General features: G+C 58.9%; 18 protein-coding genes. 12 read left to right on the plus strand and 6 right to left on the minus strand.

Annotated elements, in window-relative coordinates; genetic code table 11:
- Positions 1–8: 8 nt before the first annotated feature.
- Positions 9–659 (plus strand): DsbA family oxidoreductase, encoded by a 651-nt coding sequence (locus tag ACYVIS_RS14255; RefSeq protein WP_232742928.1) that lies wholly within the window; start codon positions 9–11, stop codon positions 657–659.
- A 21-nt stretch (positions 660–680) separates the two neighbouring features.
- Here ACYVIS_RS14255 and ACYVIS_RS14260 read toward each other — a convergent pair whose 3' ends face one another.
- Together ACYVIS_RS14260 and ACYVIS_RS14265 are read right to left on the minus strand one after the other, a co-directional pair.
- Positions 681–1,664 carry a Bug family tripartite tricarboxylate transporter substrate binding protein gene (locus ACYVIS_RS14260; protein WP_232742929.1) on the minus strand — a complete coding sequence of 328 codons (984 nt, stop codon included), beginning with the start codon at positions 1,662–1,664 and terminating at the stop codon, positions 681–683.
- 40 nt (positions 1,665–1,704) lie between these two features.
- Positions 1,705–3,159: a sulfatase-like hydrolase/transferase gene (locus tag ACYVIS_RS14265; protein ID WP_232742930.1), complete on the minus strand. Its 1,455-nt coding sequence runs from the start codon at positions 3,157–3,159 to the stop codon at positions 1,705–1,707.
- A 138-nt stretch (positions 3,160–3,297) separates the two neighbouring features.
- Here ACYVIS_RS14265 and ACYVIS_RS14270 point away from each other — a divergent pair, with 138 nt between their 5' ends.
- Positions 3,298–4,098: a GntR family transcriptional regulator gene (locus ACYVIS_RS14270; protein WP_232742931.1), complete on the plus strand. Its 801-nt coding sequence runs from the start codon at positions 3,298–3,300 to the stop codon at positions 4,096–4,098.
- A 75-nt stretch (positions 4,099–4,173) separates the two neighbouring features.
- Here ACYVIS_RS14270 and recJ read toward each other — a convergent pair whose 3' ends face one another.
- Entirely contained in the window at positions 4,174–5,898 is a 1,725-nt protein-coding gene (recJ, locus tag ACYVIS_RS14275; protein WP_232744521.1) for a single-stranded-DNA-specific exonuclease RecJ, read from the minus strand.
- Positions 5,880–6,815 (minus strand): hypothetical protein, encoded by a 936-nt coding sequence (locus ACYVIS_RS14280; protein ID WP_232742932.1) that lies wholly within the window; start codon positions 6,813–6,815, stop codon positions 5,880–5,882. The genes recJ and ACYVIS_RS14280 overlap by 19 nt, the downstream gene beginning before the upstream one ends.
- Positions 6,816–6,897: 82 nt before the next feature.
- On the opposite strand from ACYVIS_RS14280, the gene ACYVIS_RS14285 reads away from it, so the two are divergent.
- The 3 genes from ACYVIS_RS14285 to ACYVIS_RS14295 are packed head-to-tail and all read left to right on the plus strand — an operon-like array spanning position 6,898 to position 9,697.
- On the plus strand, positions 6,898–8,130 hold the full coding sequence (locus ACYVIS_RS14285) for a lipoprotein-releasing ABC transporter permease subunit (protein WP_232744522.1): 1,233 nt from the start codon (positions 6,898–6,900) through the stop codon (positions 8,128–8,130).
- A complete protein-coding gene (locus tag ACYVIS_RS14290) occupies positions 8,123–8,827 on the plus strand; it encodes an ABC transporter ATP-binding protein (protein WP_232742933.1) in 705 nt (234 codons plus the stop codon). The genes ACYVIS_RS14285 and ACYVIS_RS14290 overlap by 8 nt, the downstream gene beginning before the upstream one ends.
- Before the next feature lie 51 nt (positions 8,828–8,878).
- Positions 8,879–9,697: a TatD family hydrolase gene (locus ACYVIS_RS14295; protein ID WP_460874238.1), complete on the plus strand. Its 819-nt coding sequence runs from the start codon at positions 8,879–8,881 to the stop codon at positions 9,695–9,697.
- 31 nt (positions 9,698–9,728) lie between these two features.
- Here ACYVIS_RS14295 and ACYVIS_RS14300 read toward each other — a convergent pair whose 3' ends face one another.
- On the minus strand, positions 9,729–10,400 hold the full coding sequence (locus ACYVIS_RS14300) for a copper chaperone PCu(A)C (protein WP_460874239.1): 672 nt from the start codon (positions 10,398–10,400) through the stop codon (positions 9,729–9,731).
- Between the two features lie 126 nt (positions 10,401–10,526).
- Entirely contained in the window at positions 10,527–11,582 is a 1,056-nt protein-coding gene (locus tag ACYVIS_RS14305; RefSeq protein ID WP_232742936.1) for a LacI family DNA-binding transcriptional regulator, read from the minus strand.
- A gap of 114 nt (positions 11,583–11,696) precedes the next feature.
- On the opposite strand from ACYVIS_RS14305, the gene ACYVIS_RS14310 reads away from it, so the two are divergent.
- The 7 genes from ACYVIS_RS14310 (at position 11,697) to ACYVIS_RS14340 (ending at position 21,823) form a co-directional block, all read left to right on the plus strand.
- On the plus strand, positions 11,697–12,716 hold the full coding sequence (locus ACYVIS_RS14310) for a TRAP transporter substrate-binding protein (RefSeq protein ID WP_232742937.1): 1,020 nt from the start codon (positions 11,697–11,699) through the stop codon (positions 12,714–12,716).
- A gap of 13 nt (positions 12,717–12,729) precedes the next feature.
- Positions 12,730–14,610 carry a TRAP transporter large permease gene (locus ACYVIS_RS14315; protein WP_460874240.1) on the plus strand — a complete coding sequence of 627 codons (1,881 nt, stop codon included), beginning with the start codon at positions 12,730–12,732 and terminating at the stop codon, positions 14,608–14,610.
- Between the two features lie 47 nt (positions 14,611–14,657).
- Entirely contained in the window at positions 14,658–15,197 is a 540-nt protein-coding gene (locus ACYVIS_RS14320) for a VOC family protein (protein WP_460874241.1), read from the plus strand.
- Positions 15,198–15,231: 34 nt separating this feature from the next.
- A complete protein-coding gene (locus tag ACYVIS_RS14325; RefSeq protein ID WP_460874242.1) occupies positions 15,232–16,503 on the plus strand; it encodes a ribulose-bisphosphate carboxylase large subunit family protein in 1,272 nt (423 codons plus the stop codon).
- A complete protein-coding gene (locus ACYVIS_RS14330) occupies positions 16,503–17,813 on the plus strand; it encodes a four-carbon acid sugar kinase family protein (RefSeq protein WP_460874243.1) in 1,311 nt (436 codons plus the stop codon). The genes ACYVIS_RS14325 and ACYVIS_RS14330 overlap by 1 nt, the downstream gene beginning before the upstream one ends.
- 118 nt (positions 17,814–17,931) lie before the next feature.
- On the plus strand, positions 17,932–20,397 hold the full coding sequence (locus ACYVIS_RS14335; RefSeq protein WP_460874244.1) for a DNA internalization-related competence protein ComEC/Rec2: 2,466 nt from the start codon (positions 17,932–17,934) through the stop codon (positions 20,395–20,397).
- Between the two features lie 193 nt (positions 20,398–20,590).
- Positions 20,591–21,823 carry a 3-methyl-2-oxobutanoate dehydrogenase (2-methylpropanoyl-transferring) subunit alpha gene (locus ACYVIS_RS14340; protein WP_232742943.1) on the plus strand — a complete coding sequence of 411 codons (1,233 nt, stop codon included), beginning with the start codon at positions 20,591–20,593 and terminating at the stop codon, positions 21,821–21,823.
- Position 21,824: the final 1 nt, after the last annotated feature.

Genomic DNA, 21,824 nt, shown 5'->3' on the forward strand with positions numbered 1-21,824 from the left:
TATTGGCCATGACTACCCGGCTCAAGATAGATTTTGTTTCCGATGTGTCCTGCCCGTGGTGTGCGGTCGGGCTGAGTTCGCTTGAAAGAGCGCTGGGCCGCCTGGGCGATCAGGTAAGCGTCGACTTGCATTTCCAGCCCTTCGAACTTAACCCGCAGATGTCGCCCAAGGGCCAGGATATCGTCGAGCACCTGAGCCAGAAGTACGGTTCGACGCCCGAGCAGATTGCGCACAACGGCGAGGCGATCCGTGCCCGCGGGGCCGAGGTGGGATTCACTTTTGGCCTCGGCAAGCGCAGCCGTATCTACAATACCTTCGATGCCCACCGCCTGCTGCATTGGGCGGAACTTGAAGGCCGCCAGGCGGCTCTGAAGCATGCCTTGTTTCAGGCCTATTTTACCGACGGCGAGGATCCGAGCGCGCACGAAGTACTGGTGCGCCTGGCGGCCAGGGTTGGCCTGGATGCGGAGCGAGCCCAGGAAATCCTGTCGTCGGACACATATGCCGACGAGGTGCGTAGCCGCGAGCATTTTTACCTTGAGCAAGGCATCAATTCTGTGCCGGCAGTGATTATCAACGATCGCCATTTGATCCAGGGTGGGCAGCCTGTCGAGGTGTTCGAGCAGGCCTTGCGTCAGATCGCAGCCGGCCAGGGCTGAAACTTCGCCCTGCGGCAGCGGTCAGTTCACCTTTATATGGCTTTTTTCCTTGACGGCCTCGTACCTGCTTCGCTCCGCCTGCAGAAATTGGGTGAATTCGGCTGGGGTATTGCCTACGGGCTCCACGCCTTGATCGCGCAATTGCTGGTTGGTTCCGTTCTGATGAACGACTTCGCCGACAAGCTTCGCCAGTTTATCGACAATGGGTTGAGGTGTACCTTTGGGTACATACACACCCATCCAGTTGGTGAAGCGATATCCGGAAAACCCCGGCAATTCATCCACGGCGGGAACGTCGGGCAAGGCGCTGGAGCGATGATCGCTGGTCACAGCCAGGATTTTCAGTTTCCCGGTTTTATGCTGGGTAATGACTGGCGGCATGCCTACAATGGCTATGGGGATCTGGTTGCCCAATAAATCGGATATGCAGGGCGCTGCGCCTTTGTACGGTACATGCAGTATGGACGTATGAGCATTGAGGTTCAAGGATTCGCCCGCGAATTGCATCGAGCTGCCGGCGCCGGGTGAGCCATAAGACAGCCGTGTTGGATCTTTCTTGGCCAAGGCTATTAATTCACTTAGGGAATTGGCCGGTGTGGCGGGGTTGACGACAATGGCCAAGGGTGTTTCACCAGCAAGAGTCACAGGCACCAGATCGGTTTGCGGGTTATAGGGGGTATGTTGCCCGGCGATCTGGCCCACCAGCACTTCGGCGGGGGACGCGATTAGCACGGTGTATCCATCCGGCGCACTTTGGGCAACCGCTTGGGCGCCTATTGTGCCCGACGCCCCGGAGCGGTTTTCTATTATGAAGCTTTGGCCGGTTTTTTTTGATAACTCCAGCGAGATGAGCCTGGCCACGAAATCCACGCCTCCGCCAGCCGGGTAGGGAACAATGACGCGAACGGGATGTGTTGGCCAGGGTTCGGCCGCGATTGCCGGTGTAAGCAGGCCGGTGAGCAGAATCAGTTTAAGGGCATTGAATATTGTTTTTTTGAATTGCATGGCTTGTCTCCATTGTGATGATGCGTTGATATAGGTGCCGCTATTGAAAGTCGGCGGCACAGCCGGGTGCCGGTGTAAATCCCAGATCTCCGCGGCTTATAACGGCTTGCCTGCCGCCGTTTTCGTTCAACAGATCCGCCTGGCGCTGCTTGGCGCGCCTGTCGACTTCGTCGGGATTGCACACCGTCAAAAGCTTCTGATGGCATTGCCGCAATGTTTCCGCATAGGCGGGATCCGCGGACAAATCCTTGGTTTCATCGGGATCCTGCTCCAGATCGAATAGCTGCGGCGTATATTTTGGGTAATAAATATATTTATATCGTCCCATCCTGACGGCGAATGCTCCCGTTGTAGAGCCCATTCCGTGGTATTCCGAGAGGATCGTTCTTTCAGGCTCGGCGCCGTGTGCAATTTCGTACAGATTGACTCCGGGGTGCCCGTCGCGGACGGTGTCAAATGCCACCCCGGCGTTTTCCAGAATCGTGGGGAAGCAATCGACATGGCTAACCGGTGTGTCGATCCGAGTGTCGACGGGAACCCCGGGGCCGCTCATGATCAGCGGTACACCTGCGATTTCGTCATACATGGTCGATTTGCCCCATAGGCCTCGTGCGCCGAGGTTGTCGCCGTGATCGCTGGTATAAATTATTTGGGTATTGCTGCGCAGGCCTGTTTCATCCAGGACATTGACAATTTTTCCGATGTTTTCGTCAAGAAAGGACACCAGCCCGAAATAGCCGGCCAGAGCACGCTTCACATCTTTTTCCGATTCAAAATAGTCGTCGTAGCAGAAGCTGTTGCGGTAATCCTCGAGATAGGGATGGGTAGGGCGTTGTTCCCGCGCATAAAGTTTGGGCATGGGAAGGTCCTGGTTCCAGTACCGGTAATAGTGCTCGGGTGGGGCGGTAAGCGGAAAATGAGGGGCTACGAACGATACGAACAGTACCCAGGGTTTATCGTGTGCGCGAGTGCCTTGTTCTCGCAGCCAGACCTGGGCGCGGGCGGCAATTTCGCGGTCGTAAAAGGTATAGGAGCTTTCTCCGGGGCCTGCCATGGCGGCCATTTTCTTGGCTCCTCCGCGCCTGGGCAAGTCGTCTCTGATGAGCCCCATAAGATCGCCTTTGCCGTCGATTATGTGCATGGGGATCTGTTCTTCGGTAAAGCCGTGATCTTCGCCGGGAAGTTTGAAGTGCAGTTTGCCGATGGATACCACATCATGTTGGCGCTGGCGCAGCAAATGGTGCCAGCTTGGGATCGAGCCGTCGTAGGCGTCCGCGTTATCCCAGAATCCGATTTGATTAATATACTTTCCGCAAGCAAAAGCGGCGCGGGCCGGAATGCATACCGGGCTGGTTGTGTAGGCGCTGGAAAACCGCGTGCCGCTTTTTGCCAGAGCATCGAGATTCGGCGTATTGACGACCGGATGGCCCGCACAGCCCATTACCTTTGGATTGTGTTCATCGGACATGACGATGACGAGGTTTGAAGGTTTCATTGCCGTTCCACTTCTATTGATATATTGTTATATTACTATATAGTAATTATAGAGTGCAACTCTATTATTTGAATCAAGTAACATGCTTGGTAGTTCGGCTGATTGGCAGTTCACGGACATAGGAAATTTATTGGCAGAATGAATCAACCTTCAAGTTTTTTTCTAGACGACCTGAGTCGCCGCATATCGCATTACATTCGGCCCGGCATTCCCAAATACATGGCCTTGCGCGATGCCATCACGAATGGCGTGGCTACCGGAGCGTTGGTGCCGGGCACCCGGCTACCCACCGAGGTGCAGTGGGCGGCGGAGCTGCCATTGAGTCTGGGCACCATACAGCGGGCCTTGAGAATGCTGGCTGAAGATGGCGTCGTGGTGCGCCAGCAGGGCAACGGAACATTTATTGCCGGACGTGGTGAAAGCGCCATGCATGCCCCCATGCATTGCCGCTTCATCAATGATGACGGCACCGGGTATTTGCCGGTGCACCCCAAAGTGGTGGCCCGCTATGCGCTGGATACTCCAGGCGCATGGATGAATCATCTGGTTTGTACCAAGGTGCTTTGCATAGAGCGCGTCCTGGCCATTGGCAATGAGTTTTCCGTTTTTTCGCGTTTCTATATGGATCCGGACCGTATTCCCGCTTTCTTGAATTTATCGCTTAAACAGCTTTCGTCGGAAAATTTCAAAGAAATAATCATGCAGGAAACAAAGCAGGTAATGGGCCGCATCAATCAATTCATGGTACGGGTGAAGTTCGAGCCCGAGGTCTGCAAATTGCTGGGTGTTTCCTTGAAAACGATAGGCCAGTGCTTGAAAATATATGCGTTTGTCGGGAGCAATAGTCCAATTTACTATCAGGAACTGTTTATCCCGCCTAACGACCGTACTTTGCATTTTCCCAGTAATGGCCGTGACCAAGGCTTGCTTGAACAGTAGCGGAGAACACCGGTACCGTACAGGCACTGCCTGTAGGTAATCAAGGAGGTGGCAGCTGCAGGGCTTGTCGGGTGCTCAGGAGCTCGAGTCAGCGCCCACCCCGCAGGCATATTCCACGATCAGTTGCACCGACACCTTGCCATTCCAGACGTTCTGATCCAGGCGGTACGCGACATCGATGTGCTCGGGCAGCATGTCGGCGTGGCCGAACCAGATCGCATCGAAGTGTTGATGGCCGCGTTCCAGCGCCAGCTTCAGATGCTTGTCTTTCAGCAGGCGCTGCTGGCGCACGTAAAAAGTGTCGCGAAAGATGGGGGCCGGGAAGCCGGCTCCCCAAACCTGTTGCTGCAGCAGCCCGGCGACTTCGGCATTGGCATAACCGGTTTCCAGCGAGCCGTCGGTTTCGATCAACGGGTCGAAGGAAGCGCGGCCGCAAAGCTCTCTGACGGCTTCATCGAAGCCGTCGATAAAAACCGGGTAAGCGTCTTCGCGCAAGGTCAGCCCGGCGGCCATGGCGTGACCGCCGAATTTGATGATGATGCCGGGATGGCGTTTGGATACCAGGTCGAGGACATCGCGCAGATGCACATCGGGAATCGAACGGCCCGAGCCGCGCAGTTCGCCGGTGGCGGAACGGGCAAAAGCGAAAGTAGGGCGCCAATAGGCTTCTTTGAGCTTCGATGCCACGAGTCCGACCACACCCTGGTGCCATTGAGGGTCGTAAACGCATACGCCGGCGCGGATTTCCGTTTCAGGAAGCTCCATGGTGGCCAGGGCTTCTTCGCGCATGGTGGTCTCAATGGCGCGCCGCTCGTGATTGATGGCGTCGAGCTCGCGGGCGAGCCTCAGCGCTTCGCTTTCGTCGTCGCAAATCAGGCAGTTGATACCCAGACTCATATCGGCCAGACGTCCGGCCGCATTGATGCGCGGACCGATGGCGAATCCCAGGTCGAAGGCGCTGGCCTGGTTCGGTTCGCGAGCCGCCACGGCGAACAGGGCGCGCACGCCGGCGTGCATGCGGCCGGAGCGCATTTTTTGCAGGCCCTGCGTGACCAGCAGGCGATTATTGGCGTCGAGCTTGACGACGTCGGCTACGGTGCCCAGCGCGACCAGATCGGCCAGCGCATCGAGCCTGGGTCCGGCGTTGGCGGCATAGATGCCGCGGGTTCGCAATTCGGCGCGCAGGGCCAGCATCAGATAGAAAATGACGCCCACGCCAGCCAGGTTCTTGGACGGGAAGCCGCAGCCCGGCTGGTTGGGATTGACGATGGCCAGCGCGTCGGGCAGGGTGTCGCCCGGCAAATGATGGTCGGTGATGATGACGTCGATGCCTGATGCCCGGGCGGCGGCAACGCCATCCACGCTGGCGATGCCGTTGTCGACAGTAATCAGGATATCGGGCTTGCCGCTGGGATGGCGCACCGCCAGTTCGACGACCGCGGGTGAAAGCCCGTAGCCGGTTTCGAACCGGTTGGGGACCAGGAAGTCAACTTTGGCGCCCATGCTGCGCAAGGCCCGGATGCCCACCGCGCATGCCGTTGCTCCATCGCAATCATAGTCGGCAATAATGAGCAATCGCTTTTGGTCGCTGATGGCATCGGCCAGCAGCCTGGCGGCATGCTCGCCCTGGGTCAGTTGCCCGGGCGGCACCAAGGCAGACCAGGCCAGCAAGGTTTCGGTGGCGTTCCTGACCCCTCTGGAGGCCCAGAGCCGCGCGAGCAAAGGATGTATGCCCGCCGCTTCGAGTGTTCGGGCTGCCTGGTCCTGAGCCGGCCGGGTGCTTAATCTAGGGGTGACCACCATGTTCTCCACGAGTCGCGTGTGCCGGGCAGGCGTTTGAGGAATCCGAGCCATGAACTGGGGCGGATCTCGACGTATTTGTCGTTGCCGATCAGCACCAATTCGGGCTGCTTGCGCAACAGCGGCTTGAAGAGTGTTGCTTCAAGCCTTTCCAGGGCTTGCAGCCAGCGGCCCCAGTCATGCGCATGGAAGGAGGCAAGCAAGGCATCGTGAACCTGTGGCTGCTTTCCAGGGATTGGGTCGGCCAGTTGATCGGGCCTGGCGCCGCCAAATAGCCAGAGGCTGTTGATGGGGGCAAGCCCCCGCGTTTCGCGCGCTTGATTGACGGGATGCTCGAACCACTGCATTTGCAGTTCATTGACGAGCTTTCTCCAGGGGCGCGCCTCGCGGTCTTGCGGCCACCAATCGTTGACCGAAGACAAGGCCACCAGGCTGGGGCTGGCGCATACCGGCGCGAATTCGCCATGTATTTCGATGCGCCAGTGTTCTGTGTCGAGAGGGTGCGCGGTAAAGGTCGATCCCGCGAATAATTCTTGTGCTGAGTCGAACAAGGCTACACTGTCAGCCGTCGTAATCGACAAATCACGCGCGGCCAGCAAACGGGCTCCTTCACGCGATGGCGAAACATGAACCAGTTCCGCCAGCCAGACGGGTTGGTCACGTTTGGTGACCTTGTCGCCCCATAAAGGGCCTAAACCTGCGCTAAGATTTTGCCCGCGCCCAGGCTTGAACCCTCGCGCGGCAAGCTGCCAGCGCTCGTAGGGGGTACAGCCGGCCACAGCGGGGCTGGCCGCAGTGGCCGAGGCGAGTCCAAGCTGCAGCCAGCCTCCCAGCGTAGGTGCTGCCTTGAGCATGTGCGGGGTGAGTTCACGGGCTTCGCGAGGGTCGGGCAGGGAGCCAGGGAGTACGATTTGCATTCCTGGATTGTAGTGTTAATGTGAAAACGGTGACTGATTGAAGACCTCATATGAATTGTGGATAGGTGCGCGCTACGCGGGCCTGGCTCGTGCCAGGCGCGGCAGCGGGCGACGCGATCGATTTGTTTCATTCATCGCGGCAAGCTCGATGGCAGGCATTGCCCTGGGAGTCGCGGCCCTGATTGTCGTGCTGTCGGTCATGAACGGTTTCCAGACCCAGGTGCGGGATCGCATGTTGTCGGTCCTGCCGCATATAGAACTCTATGTGCCGCGCATGGCGCCGGAGCAGGTTCTGCAGCATTGGCAGGAAATTGCCCAGGACGCCAGGAAGAACAAGGAAGTCGTAGGGGCCGCGCCGTTTGTCGCCGCGCAAGCCATGGTGGTGCGCGGCGAGGCTTTGAGCGGGGTACAAATCCGCGGAATCGACCCCAAGCTCGAGGCGGCGGTCTCCGATGTGGGCGGACAGATGATCGACGGCAATATCGATACTCTGCAGCCCGGCAGCTTTTCAATTGTGCTGGGCAACCAGATCGCCGGTACCCTGGGGGTCAAGCGGGGCGATACTGTATTGGTGCTGGCTCCCCAGGGCTCGATTTCACCAGCCGGCTTTGCTCCCCGCATGCGGCAATTTACCGTGACCGGTATTTTTTCCTCGGGCTATTACGAATACGATGCATCCCTGGCGTTCATCAACTATGAAGATGCGTCCAAGGTATTCCGCGACAGCGGCACGAGCGGCGTACGCTTGCGCATTGCCGATATGCAAAAGGCGCCTCAGGTGGCGCATGAATTGATGCAGATATTGCCGCCGGCGGTGCAGGCCAGCGACTGGACCCAGAACAATCGCACCTGGTTTGCCGCCGTCCAGACCGAAAAGCGCATGATGTTTCTGATTCTGGCGCTGATCGTGGCTGTGGCGGCCTTCAATCTGCTGTCTTCCCTGGTCATGGCCGTGAAGGACAAGCAGTCCGACATTGCGATTTTGCGCACCCTGGGAGCCAGTCCGCGTGAAATTGCCAAAATCTTCCTGGTCCAGGGCTCACTGATCGGTATCGTAGGAACGGCGCTGGGCGTGGGCTTCGGCATGCTGATTGCCTATAACATCGGCGTGATCGTGCCTTTTATCGAGCGTTTGCTGGGAGTGCACTTTTTGCCGCAACAGATCTATTTCATCAGTGAGCTGCCGTCCAGCCCCCAGATGTCCGATATCGTGACGATCGCCGTCACTTCCCTGATACTTTCCTTGCTGGCTACCTTATACCCCAGCTGGCGTGCGGCCAGCCTGCAACCCGCACAGGTGCTGCGCCATGACTGATATTTCCCTTACCCACGTCCTGACAGCCAAGAATTTGGTGAAGACCTACGATGACGGCAGCTCCAAGGTTGAAGTGCTGCGCGATGTCAGCCTGCATGTGGCGCAAAACGAATTCGTGGCCATTGTGGGAGCATCGGGCTCGGGCAAAAGCACTCTGCTGCATACTCTGGGCCTGCTCGACGAACCGACCTCAGGCTCGGTATTTGTCAATGGCGCATCGGCCAAGGGCCTGACTGAAGCCCAGCGCAGCAAGTTGCGCAACCGCAGCCTGGGTTTCGTGTATCAGTTCCATCACCTGTTGTCTGAATTTTCGGCATTGGATAATGTTGCCATGCCCCTGATCGTAAGGCGCGATGCCCGCGGTGCCGCGCGGGAGCAGGCGGCCAGTGTGTTGGAGCAGGTAGGCCTGGCAGAACGCATTCATCATTTTCCGGGGCAGTTGTCGGGTGGAGAGCGGCAGCGCGTTGCCTTGGCGCGCGCGCTCGTGACGCGGCCAAGCTGCATATTGGCGGACGAGCCTACCGGCAACCTGGATCGTTATACCGCGGAGAGCATGTTCGAGCTGCTGGTGCGCGTCAACCAGGAGTTTGGCACGGCCCTGACCATCGTGACCCATGACCCGGCTTTGGCGGCTCTGGCGCACCGGCAGCTTTTCATGAATAAAGGCCGCTTGGCCGATGAGGATATACCCGATTAGCCGTACTCGGCCGGCAAGTGCGCGGCGGGCCGAGGTTTCAAGGAATGGGCTGTGCTGATAGATACTCATTGTCATCTCGATGCCTCCGAATTTGCCGCCGATCGCGCGGCCGTCATAGATCGAGCGGTCAGTGCAGGTGTGGGTGCGATTGTTATTCCGGCCGTGGAACGTGCGAATTTTGAAGCCGTGCGCCACCTGGCCCATTCTTTTGCCGGCGGAGCCTACGCCCTGGGTATCCATCCCATGTATGTGCCGCAAGCGCAGGATTCCGATTTGACGGAGCTCGAGTCGCGGATACAGGCGGCTTTGGACGATTCCCGATTTGTGGCCATAGGCGAGATTGGCCTGGATTTTTTCGTACCGGAACTCACAACCCCCCCGCTGCGCCTGAAACAGGAAGCGTTTTACGCTGCCCAGCTTGATCTGGCGCGGCGTTACGGTTTGCCGGTTTTGCTGCATGTGCGCCGCTCGCAGGACACCTTGCTGAAACATTTGCGTCGACGGCCTTGCACAGGCGGCATTGCGCATGCTTTCAACGGCAGTTTCCAACAAGCGAAACAGTTCGTCGACCTGGGCTTTGCGCTGGGGATGGGCGGTGCCATGACGTTTACCCGGGCGTTGCAGATACGGCGCCTGGCGCAGCAATTGCCGCTGGAAGCGCTGGTACTGGAGACCGATGCTCCCGATATTGCGCCGGCCTGGCTGGGCGGGCCCGGCCAGGCACGCTCGCGCAACGAACCGGCCGAAGTTGCCCGTATTGCCTTGGTGCTTGCCGACTTGCGTCGTCAAGAAGGCGATTCCATTGCCAATGCCACGGCGCTCAACGCTCGACGCGTGCTGCCGCGCCTGGCTGATCCCGGCGCGATCTGAGACGGATTTGCCGCATATTGCCGGGGCGGCTTTATTTCGTGTGCTGGTGATGCATCGTATCCATATTCATATGCATGGGCTGCATAGGCTCGCCGTGCGCCTGGCCGGGCTGATAGGTCAAGGGCTCCACCAGGAATTCGATCTGCACCTTGCCGGCTTTTTCGAAGGTCAGGGTGGCGGGAATTTTCTCGCCTTGTTTGAAAGGCGCCTTGATATTCATGAACATGACGTGATAGCCGTTGGGTGCGAGCTGCACGGTTTTTCCCTTGGGGATGGGCAGGCTGTCGACAGGGCCCATTTTCACCATATTGTTTTCGCTGGTGACCTGGTGAACCTCGGTCATGTTGGCGGCGTTGCTGGAAATCGACAACAGCCTGTCGTCGGCATTGCCGGTATTTTTTATCAGCATATAGCCCGCGCCCATGCTTTGTTGCGGAGCGCTGGCCCGGGCCCAGGGGTGTTCAATCTGGAGCCCGCCCGCCTTGTATTCCTGCGCGTGGACAGAGCCGCAGGCGAGCAGGGCGATGGCGCCAATTGTGAACAGCTTGCTTAAGGACATGACAGACTTCCCGAAAAAATCCTGCACGGCAGACTGATCGGCCTGGTGGCGTTGATCGATCTGAAGAACCATGGACAAGTGGTTTATCGTGCGTGACGAAATGATGGCTTGCGTGATAGATACCGCGTCAATCTGGTTGAGCATTTATTATAGGACGTCCGGGATAGGCCATGTGTTCAGGTGGGACGGTCCTTTTATGTGCCCAGTCGGGAACGGCCCTTTCATGCGCTCAGCCGGGAGACTCCTTGTGTTTGCCCGCACCCCCTTTGATCAGGGCAGGTTTTCGCGGAAGATGATCTGGCTTTGAACCGGGTCTACGCCGCTCATGACGCCGCGATGGTCGCGCAGGTTGGCAAAAATCCGCACACAACTCATAGTGGCCGATTGAGGGTTTTGGGTAATCACCGCGTCCATGGTGCCGTCGATAAGCAGGGCGCGCGTGTCGGGGGTCAGGCCGTGGCCGATAAACACGATTTTGTGCTCGAGGCCGGTTTCTTTCAGGGCCCGGGCAACGCCGTCCGAGGCGCCGCCTATATTGTAGATGCCGGCCAGATCGGGGGATTGCTTCAACAGCTGGCGAGTCAGGCGATAGTTTTCTTCTGCGTTGTCCTGGCCTTCGCGTAGTCCCGCTACTTCGATGCCTGGAAATAATTCCTTGAAGAGATACAAAAAGCCCATTTCGCGCTCCTCGTGGGCGCGGTAGCTCAGGCTTCCCGCGATCATGGCGACCTTTGCCGGGTGCGGCCCGATAAACCGGGCAATCAGATAGGCGGCCGTGCGGCCCGCCGACCGGTTTTCCAGCCCTATGTAGGCAGCGCGTCCCGAGTTGGAAATGTCGGAAATGAGCGTGATGACATGCACGCCTTTTTCCGTCAGAAAGTTCACGGCGTCGCGAATCAGCGGGTGTTCGATGGCCATGAAGGCCACGCCATCGGCGCGTTCGGCCTGGCGCATCAGGCTGGCGGCCAGCAGTTTGGGATTGAACCCCTCTATGTATTCGACACGGGCTTTTACGTTGTACGGCGCCCAGCTTTCCTGGGAATAGTGCACGGTGTCGCCCAACATGTTGATGAAGCGATTGGTTCCCTTGGGCAGCAGAAAGGAAATGCGCATGGGGCTTGGGGCCAGGGCTGCATAGAGTTCGTTTTCCGGCAGGTAATCGAGTTCGGCCGCGGCCCTGAGCACTTTTTGTGCGGTTGCATCCCGCACGCCGGGCCGGCGATTCAGTACGCGATCGACAGTCGCCGTTGATACTTTGGCCGCGGCGGCGATGTCAAGAACCGTGGCGCGGCCATGATGGAATGGTTCGGGAGGAAGCTTGCTCATACATCAAAAACGATCATTAAATTTGTTTGACTGGCTTATCTTAACACTATATCGTTTCACAAAATTAGATATTTTTATTAATCAAATAGCATCAAATTTAATCAGGAGACAACAATGCAAAAATATACTCGACGCAGTATGTTGAAAGCCGCGGCCGTGCTGCCTTTCGCGGGTGTGGTCAGCGCGTTGCCCATGGTCGCGCGGGCAGCCGAATTTTCCTATAAGTACGGTAATAACCTTCCGCTGGCTCATCCGCTGAATGTAAGGGCCCAGGAAGCGGCCAATGAAATCAAGGACAAGTCCAAGGGCCGTGTGGAAATCAAGATTTTCCCCAATAATCAACTGGGTGGCGATACCGATATGCTGGCTCAGGTTCGTTCCGGGGGCATACAGTTCTTTACACCTTCATCGCTGGTGATTGCCACCTTGGTGCCGGTGGCCGCGATCAATGCGGTGGGTTTTGCCTTTTCGGATTACGGGCAGGTCTGGAGTGCCATGGACGGCAAAGTGGGGTCCTATGTCCGTTCGTCCATCAGCAAAATTGGTTTGCATGCATTCGAGAAAATGTGGGATAACGGTTTCCGGCAGACCACCAGCAGCAAGGCTCCCATCAAGTCGGCAGCCGATATGGCCGACTTGAAAATCAGGGTGCCGGTCAGCCCCTTGTCCATATCGATGTTCAAAGGCCTGGGAGCCGCGCCAACCAGCTTGCAGTTCAGCGAAGTTTATTCTTCCCTGCAGACCAAGATCGTCGATGCCCAGGAAAACCCGCTGCCGATCATCCAGGTCGCCAAATTGTATGAAGTCCAGAAGTATTGTTCACTGACCAATCACATCTGGGATGGATTCTGGTTTATTGCCAATGGCCGTGCCTGGGACCGCCTGCCTACGGATTTGAAAGCCATCGTTGCCGGGGCAATTAACGGCGCCGGCCTGCGCCAGCGCGACGACATCAAGAAACTGAACGATTCCGTACAGGCCGACTTGCAGTCCAAGGGGCTGGAGTTCAACAAAGTGGCCTCCGATAGTTTCCGTGCCAAATTGCGCGGCGCCGGCTTCTACAAAGAGTGGAAGGGCCGCTTCGGTAATGAAGCATGGGGCGTGCTGGAGCAGGCCGTCGGTAAACTGGTGTAGCGGCGGCAAACTCATGTCTTATGCGTATACATCGACCGTCGTATTGCCCGATGCGGCTTCAGGCACGGGGAAAATCGCGCAACGGCTGGATGCCTGCATAGGCACTGTCGTCGAGTTGTTGTGCGCTTTGCTGCTCGTAAGCGAAATCGTGATCCTGTTCAGCGGCGTGGTGGCGCGTTATGTGCTGCACGTGCCGCTGGTGTGGACCGACGAGCTGGCTTCCATGCTTTTTCTGTGGCTGTCCATGCTTGGGTCGGTGGTTGCCTTGCGCAGGAGCGAACATATGCGCATGACGGCCTTTATCGACCGCGTTGGGCCGCGCACCAAGGCATTGCTGGAGATGTTCGCATTGACGGCCTCTCTGGCATTCCTGCTTTTGATCGTCTTTCCCGCCTACGACTATGCGTATGAAGAGTCGTTCATTGTGACGCCGGCGCTGGAAATCAATAATGCCTGGCGGGCGGCGGCTTTGCCTATAGGCATCGTCTTGATGGTGCTGGTGTCCTTGTTGCGGCTGATCGGAACTCGCGACGGGAAGTCTGCCGTGCTGAGTGTCTTGTGCACGGCAGTCCTGGCCTTGGCGTTTTGGCTTGCCCAGCCCTGGTTCAACGGTTTGGGCGATATCAATCTGGTCATTTTCTTTGTGGTGCTGGTGGCCGCGAATGTATTTTCAGGTGTACCGATTGCATTTTCTTTTGCTCTCGCCACATTCGGCTACCTTGCACTGACGACCCAGACGCCCATTGTGGTGATGGTTGGGCGTCTGAACGAAGGCATGTCGCACCTGATCCTGCTGGCCGTTCCTTTGTTCATATTTCTGGGCGCCCTGATCGAAATGACCGGCATGGCCAAGGCCATGATCCAGTTCCTGGCCAGCCTGTTGGGACACGTGCGCGGCGGGCTGTCGTATGTATTGATCGGAGCCATGTATCTGGTATCGGGCATATCGGGCTCGAAAATTGCCGATATGGCCGCTATTACTCCCGTGTTGTTTCCGGAGATGCAAAAGCGCGGCGCCAAGCCAGGGGAATTGATCGCCTTGCTGGCGGCGACCGGCGCGCAGACCGAAACCATTCCGCCGTCCATCGTGCTGATCACGATAGGTTCGGTGACGGGAGTTTCCATCGCGGCCTTGTTTACCGGCGGCATTCTTCCGGCCGTGGTGCTGGGCATTGCCTTGTGCAGCGTTGTCTGGTGGCGCTATCGCAGGGAGGACCTCAGCCAGGTCAGCCGTGTAGGCAAAAAGGAAATCGGCCGATTGATGCTGATAGCCTTGCCTGCCATATGCCTGCCTTTTGTCATTCGGGCATCGGTGGTCGAGGGGGTTGCCACGGCCACCGAGGTTTCGACCATAGGCATCGTGTACACGATTTTCGTCGGCCTGTTGATCTATCGGCAATTCGCCTGGAAGCGGATAGTGCCGATCCTGGTGGAGACTTCATCACTTGCCGGCGCCATCATGCTGATCATAGGCTGTGCCACAGCCATGGCATGGGCGCTGACGCAGTCGGGTTTTTCCAGCGATCTGGCGCACTTCATGTCGCGGGTGCCGGGCGGGGCCTATGGCTTCCTGGCCATATCGGTCGTCACATTCATTATCCTGGGCAGCGTCCTGGAAGGGATCCCGGCGATCGTCCTGTTCGGGCCTTTGCTGTTTCCTGTTGCCAAGCAGATGGGCATACACGAAGTTCATTACTCGATGGTCGTTATTTTTTCCATGGGCATAGGCCTGTTCTCTCCTCCTTTCGGGGTGGGGTACTACGGCGCCTGTGCAATCAGCCGCGTCGATCCCAGCGAAGGCATACGCCACATCTGGGGCTATATCGTTGCGCTTTTGCTGGGCTTGCTGGTGGTGGCCGCTGTTCCGTGGGTGTCGATCGGATTTCTTAAATAGCACGCCGGGTTTTCCGGCATGAACTGTAGTGTGTATCAGGAAAAATTATGAGCCGTTTTTTTGGAGAAATCCGTCAACTGGGCTATGTCGTTCGGGACATCGAACAAGCCATGGAGCATTGGAGCCGCACCCTGGGGGTCGGGCCCTGGTACTACAACCCCAAGGTGCCCATCGTCAACTATCGCTACGATGGCAAGCAGTACGAACCGCATAACTCGGTGGCACTGGCCAATTCCGGTTTTGTGCAGGTCGAGTTGATTCAGGTGCGCAACGACGTACCATCCATGTACCGGGATTTTCTGCAGGCGGGCAATACGGGTTTGCAGCATGTGGCTTACTGGACCGAAGATTACGATGCCGATCTGCAGGGTCTGATCGCGCAGGGCTTTACACCGAAAATGAGCGGCGAGGTCGGAGAGCGTGGCCGGTTCATTTATTTCGATACCGAGTTTCATCCGGGCACGGTCATCGAATTATCGGAAGTGGCCGGCCCCAAGGGCAAGCTGTTTGACCTGATCAGAAATTCATCGGTGGGCTGGAACGGGCAGGACCCGATCCGCGATTTCCCCGATCTGAACACACTGTGAGCAGGACCTTTCCCAGCTATATGAATGAGATGTCATGAACGCCGAGCGCATCCTGGCCAGTTATCTGATAGAAACACCGTTCCCTCCCGAAAAGGTTGCCGAGGTCATGGCGGGAGAACAATCGTGCGGCACATTTGCCCGGGTGGAGGGTGAAACCGATGAATTGCGCGAGCGCGCCAGGGCAACGGTAGAGTCAATCGAGGCGCTGTCGCCGGGCGATGAGCCAAGCCTGCCCAATGCCTATTTGCAAAAACGCGGCATAGGCGGGCCCTGGCACCGGGCCAAAGTGGACGTGTCGTTTCCGATTGAAAATATAGACGTCAATTTGCCGACACTGGCTGCCACTGTCTCGGGGAATTTGTACGATTTGGGCGAACTGACGGGCCTGCGGCTGGAGTCTTTGTCGATTCCATCCCGGTATCGGATGCTCTATGATTTGCCCGCACTTGGCATTCAAGGGACACGCGCCAGAATCGGCGTCGCGTCGGGCTGCCTCGTCGGCACCATCATCAAACCCAATGTGGGCTTGTCCGCCAAGCAGACTGCCGAATTGGTCAAGGTTCTGTGCGAAGCCGGTGTGGACTTTGTCAAGGACGACGAAGTTTGCGCCAATCCGCGGCACGCGCCTTTGGCGGAGCGTGTGCCGGCTGTCATGTCCGTTATCCGGGAACATGCCGAGCGCAGCGGCAAGCATGTCATGATGGCTTTCAATATCAGCGACGAAACCGACGCCATGAGGCGCCATGCCGAGCTGGTGGAACGAGAGGGCGGCAGTTGCGTGATGGCCAGCCTGAACTGGTGCGGCTATTCGGCGGTGCAAAGCCTCAGGAGAAGCACCGGGCTGGCCTTGCACGGGCACAGGAATGGCTTTGGCGCCTTGTCGCGCCATCCCATGCTGGGCATGTCGTTTCAGGCATACCAGGCTCTGTGGCGCCTGAGCGGTATCGACCACATGCACGTACACGGCCTGCAGGGCAAGTTTTCACAGAGCGATGAAGAGGTGGTGAGCGCGGCCGCGGACTGCTATACCGCCATGTCCGCAGACAGGGACGACCGTGTCTTGCCCGTGTTTTCCTCGGGCCAATGGGCAGGCACCGTTCCGGCGACCTGGTCGGCCATCAAAAGCGAGGACTTGCTGTTCATGTCCGGTGGGGGCATTCTCGCCCACCCGGGCGGGCCGGCCGCGGGTGTCGTCAGCATACGGCAGGCCTGGGAGTCCCGACGCGAGGGCGCAACGCTCGAGCACTATAGCCAGACCAGGCCGGAGCTGAAGGCGGCGCTTGAGTTCTTTGGACATTCCAGATAATGAGACTGGGCTGGTACGGCGATGATTTTACCGGCGCCACGGATACGCTGGCGGTTGCGGCGCAAGCCGGGCTGCGTTGCGCGCTGTTCCTGGATATTCCCGAACCGCGGCAGATGATCCGGATGGGCGGGCTGGACGCGCTGGGCATAGCCGGGTCGGCGCGCACCATGAGTCCGCAGGCAATGCGGCAAGAGCTGCCTCGCATCGGAGCGTTTTTCAAAACGCTGCAAGTTTCGGTATTGCATTACAAATGCTGTTCCACTTTTGACAGCTCGCCAAAGATCGGCAGCATTGGCGCGGCGCTGTCCATTCTTGATGCTTACGTCGATCGTGACACCGCCTATGTCGTGGGAGGGCAGCCTGACATAGGCCGTTATTGCTGTTTCAGCAATTTGTTTGCCGCGGCCGGCGCAGGCGGCAAGGTCTGCCGGCTGGATCGCCATCCCACCATGACGCAGCACCCTGTTACGCCCATGGGTGAGGCCGATTTGCGCCTCCACCTGGGACAGCAATGGGCGGCGCCGATCGAGGCCGTGCATTACCCCAGTTATGGCTTGCCTGAGGATGAGTTCGATGGCCAGGTCGACGCAACGCTGCAGGATTTGAAAGGAGCCGGTCCAGCCGCAGTGCTGTTCGACATAGCCGACAGATCGCACCTGGGACCCTTGGGCCGGCAGATTTGGCGGCAGGCACGGCAAGGGTCATTGCTGGTCGCCGGCCCAAGCAGCGTCGTGCAGGCGCTGGCCGTTCACTGGGGGCCTGGCATTGAGCCCGCCGCGCCGCCCGCCGGGCGTAAAGACCCTGGCGCTGTATTTGTTTTTGCAGGCAGCATGTCGCCGGTTACGGCCAGGCAGGTGGAACAGGCGGGCTCTTATCGGCGTCTGCCGCTAGGCAGCCGGCAGTTGATCTCCGACCCGTCCTATCTTGCCAGGCAGATTGAGTCGATCGCCGGGCTGCTCGACGCGGGCAGCCATGTACTGGCCTACGTGGAAGCCGGTGGGCCGCGCACTCCAGACGTGTGCTCCGACGATCTGGCGCTGGTAACCGCCGAACTGGTCAAGCGGGTTGTAGAGCGGCAGGCCGCCGGGCCGCGGCCCTTGCTGCGGTTGGGTGTTGCCGGAGGCGACACCTCCAGCCGCGCGGCCAAGGCACTGGACATATGGGCATTGTCTTTTGTTCGCGTACTGAGCCCGGGGGTTGCCTTGTGCCGAGCGCATAGCGATGATCCGGTGCTGAACGGCATGGAGCTGATGCTCAAGGGCGGACAAATGGGGTCCGCCGATATTTTCGAGCAATTGCTGCAAGCCTGAGCCTCACGGACTGCCGGAACCTGCAGTCCAGGTAGTATCCACTATCTCGAATATGTCGCCGTGCGGCGGTTTTATCGAACCGCCGCCGCTACGCTTTCCCGTTTTGGGAGTGCGAAACGTGACTGGGCGTTTATGCCTGCTGGCTGTAGTGCTGGCAACCGCTGCGGTACAGTGCCTTGCCGCCATGCCGGGTTACGCCATCTGGGCGGGCGTGGTGTTGGCTGCCGTGCTTGTGTCCTTGCCGATACTGAAAACCAGCCGTCCGTGGCAGGTTTTGTGGCCGCTGTGGGCGGCAGTATTGGGCCTGGTGCTGGCCGCCGCCAGGATTGAATATCGGCTGGCAGACGAATTGAGCCAGGGAAACGAAAATCGCGTATCGCGGGTGGTGCTGCGCGTGGCCAGCCTGGTCAAGCTGAATCCGGATAGTCGCCATTTTGAGGCCGAGGTCATTTCATCGCAGCCGGCGGGTGTGCCGTCGAGGATTTTTGTTTCCTGGGTGGCTCCGGGGAAAACCGGACCGTATGGGCGCTTTGGCCAAGAGCCGGCCGATTTTCCGGACCTGATCCCCGGCCAGATCTGGCGCATGGCGCTCACGCTGAAAAAGCCCCACGGCGCCCGCAACCCCCATGCCTTCGATTTTGAAGCCTATATGTTTGCGCAGGGGCTGCGGGCAACGGGCAGCGTGCGTGGCACGCCGCAGTATCTGGGCGACCAGGCCTGGGCGAGTTTGTCCATTGTTGCGCAAAGAGCCCGCCACTACGTGCGTGAAGCTATGCGGCCCCATCTCGAGGGCATGCGCTATGGCGCCGTGCTGCTGGCCCTGGCCATAGGCGACCAGGCCAGTGTCGGCGCTGGGGATTGGCAGGTTTTCAATCGCACCGGAATTACTCATCTGGTATCGATCAGTGGTTCGCATATCACCATGATTGCGGCCCTGGGCGGGATGGCAATGCTGTGGATCTGGCGCCGATTGCGGTTTCGCGGCCGGGCACTGGCGGAACGCATGCCGGCCCAGATTGCCGCGGCTATTGCGGCTTTGTGGGTAGCGTGGCTTTATTGCCTGCTGGCCGGCTGGGGGGTTCCTGCGCGGCGCACATTCCTGATGCTGGCGGTGGTGGCAGTGGCGCATGTGGTGCGCTTGCCCCTGAACAGTTCGAGGCTGTTATGCATGGTGGTCTTTGCGGTAGTTATGCTGGATCCGTGGGCTTTGTTCGCCAGCGGGTTCTGGCTGTCGTTCGGCGCCGTTTATGTGCTGATGGCCAGTTCGTCCTGGGCGGGACAGCGCCTGCGCGCGGCCGCAATGACCCGTACGCGCCGCATGCTCAGTTTCCTGCATTCCGCCAGCCGTCTGCAACTGGCGATTACCGTAGCCCTGATGCCGTTTCTGGCCCTGATTTTCCATCAGATTTCCATAGTTTCTCCATTGGCGAATACCTATGCGATTCCTGTCATCAGCATGGTGGTGACTCCCTTGTCCCTGTTACTGGCGGCCGCTGCTTTCGTGCCTGGCCTTGAGTGGCTGGCCGCAAGCCTGGCGTGGCTCGGTCATGCCAGCCTTGACCTGATGATGGGGCCGACGGTCTGGCTCGCCGAGCTCGGGCCGGCCAGTTTCGATGTGGCCGAAGCGCCATGGTGGCTTATGGCTTTGGCATTGTGTGGCTTGCTCCTGGCTGTCATGCCTTATGGCTTTCCTGCCCGCCGTTGCGCCTGGCTGCTTACGTTGCCTGCTTTGTGCTGGCGTCCGGAGCGGCCGCCGCAAGGGAGTTGGGACTTGTTCGCGCTGGATGTCGGGCAGTCCAGCGCCATCGTGGTCCAGACTGCGCGTCACGCACTGTTATTCGATACCGGTTTGCGCACGAGCGCCGCTTCGGATGAAGGCGCCCGCACGGTGTGGCCATTTATGCAGTCCGCGGGAATCAAGAAGCTTGACGTGATGGTGATATCGCACGCCGATATCGATCACGCCGGAGGCGTTCGCAGCGTGCTTGAGTCGGTTCCTGTGGGGCAGTCTTACAGTTCTTTCGATTTGTCTGCCTATCTGCGGCGCGAGGCGGGCCTGCTTGGCAAACCGCAAGAGATGCCGCGGCTGCCGCTGGCCATGTCGTCCTGCGAGCGGGGCGTGGCGTGGTCGACCGATGAGGTCGAATTTCAATTTTTGTGGCCGCTCAAATCAAGCCGGCCGGATCCGTCCGCCAGGCGCAACGACCAGGCCTGTGTCCTGCTGATTCGCGGCCGTCACCATTCGCTGCTGCTCACCAGCGATATCGGGCATGCGCAAGAAGCGTCCCTGCTGGACCGCGGCCTGGGGCGGGTCGATGTCGTGATGGCGGCGCACCATGGATCCCGGTATTCATCGAGTCCAGGTTTCGTAAGCCGTGTGCAGGCCGGGCATGTGCTGGCCCAGGCCGGTTTGTGGAATCGCTACGGGCATCCCAGTCCTGAGGTTCAGCGGCGCTGGCAGGACGCGGGAGCCCGGTTTTGGCGCACCGATCTGCAAGGCGCCATTTTGGCCCGGTCGCGCAGTTCAGGCCTGCAGGTCGACAGCACGCGCCAACGATATCGGCGCTATTGGCAGGGCCGCTGATGAGGCTCGACACAGCCTTGCGCAAATGGGCAGGCATGGCCCGCATTTGCCGGTTTTTGTAGGCTGCCCATTTTTCCTCCCGAGCAGGCAGCCTTGCGGATTTTTCCAGGATGCGCGATGATTGCTTAACTATCCATAAGATATTTTCGACAGCGAAGCGTTCACAAGATTCTTCGAAAGCGAGCAAAAAGCAATGAGACACACATCACCCCTGCGGCTACATGTGCCGGAGCCCACTGGGCGTCCGGGGCACAAAACCGACTTTTCGTATCTACACCTGTCCGCCGCCGGCGAGGTGCGCCGCCCCCCCATCGATGTGGCGCCTGTCGAAACCGGCGATCTGGCCTATGCGCTGGTGCGGGTGCTCGACGACGATGGCAATGCCGTCGGCCCCTGGGCGCCTGATCTCGATCCGCAACAGCTGCGCGCCGGGATGCGGGCCATGATGAAAACGCGCATTTTCGATGCCCGCATGCTGATTGCGCAGCGGCAGAAAAAATTATCCTTCTACATGCAGTGCCTGGGTGAAGAGGCGATAGGCACCGCTCATGGCATGGCGCTCTCCGAAGGCGATATGTGCTTCCCATCGTATCGCCAGCAAAGCCTGTTGATGGTGCGCGATGTTCCCCTGGTCGACCTGATCTGCCAGTTGTTGTCGAACGAACGCGATCCGCTCAAGGGCAGGCAACTTCCGGTGCTGTACTCCGTGCGCAAGGCGGGTTTCTTTTCCGTTTCCGGAAATCTGGCCACGCAGTTCATCCAGGCGGTAGGGTGGGGCATGGCCTCGGCCATCAAGGGCGACACCAAAATCGCTTCCGGCTGGATAGGCGACGGCGCTACGGCCGAGGCCGATTTTCATACCGCCCTGACGTTCGCGCATGTTTATCGCGCGCCGGTCATCCTCAACGTTGTCAATAACCAGTGGGCTATTTCCACCTTCCAGGCCTTGGCCGGTGGTGAAAGCACTACGTTCGCTGCGCGGGGCGTCGGTTGCGGCATTGCTTCCCTGCGTGTTGACGGCAATGATTTTCTGGCGGTGTATGCCGCGTCGCAATGGGCTATCGAGCGCGCCCGCAGCAATCTCGGACCTACCCTGATCGAATGGGTAAGCTACCGGGGCGGCCCGCACTCAACATCGGACGACCCGTCCAAGTATCGTCCGGCTGACGATTGGGCCCAGTTTCCGCTGGGCGACCCAATCCCCAGGCTCAAGCGGCATCTCATCAACATCAATGCCTGGTCCGACAAAGAACACGAAGCGACGCAAAAAGAATTGGAAGCGCTGGTGATTGCCGCTCAGAAAGAAGCGGAGCGCTACGGTTCCTTGGCCACCGGCCACACCTTCAGTGCCGCGACGATGTTCGAGGATGTCTATAAAGACATGCCGGAGCATTTGCGTTTGCAGCGCCAGCAGCTTCAGGGGTGAT

The organism is Paralcaligenes ginsengisoli (genome assembly GCF_054781135.1).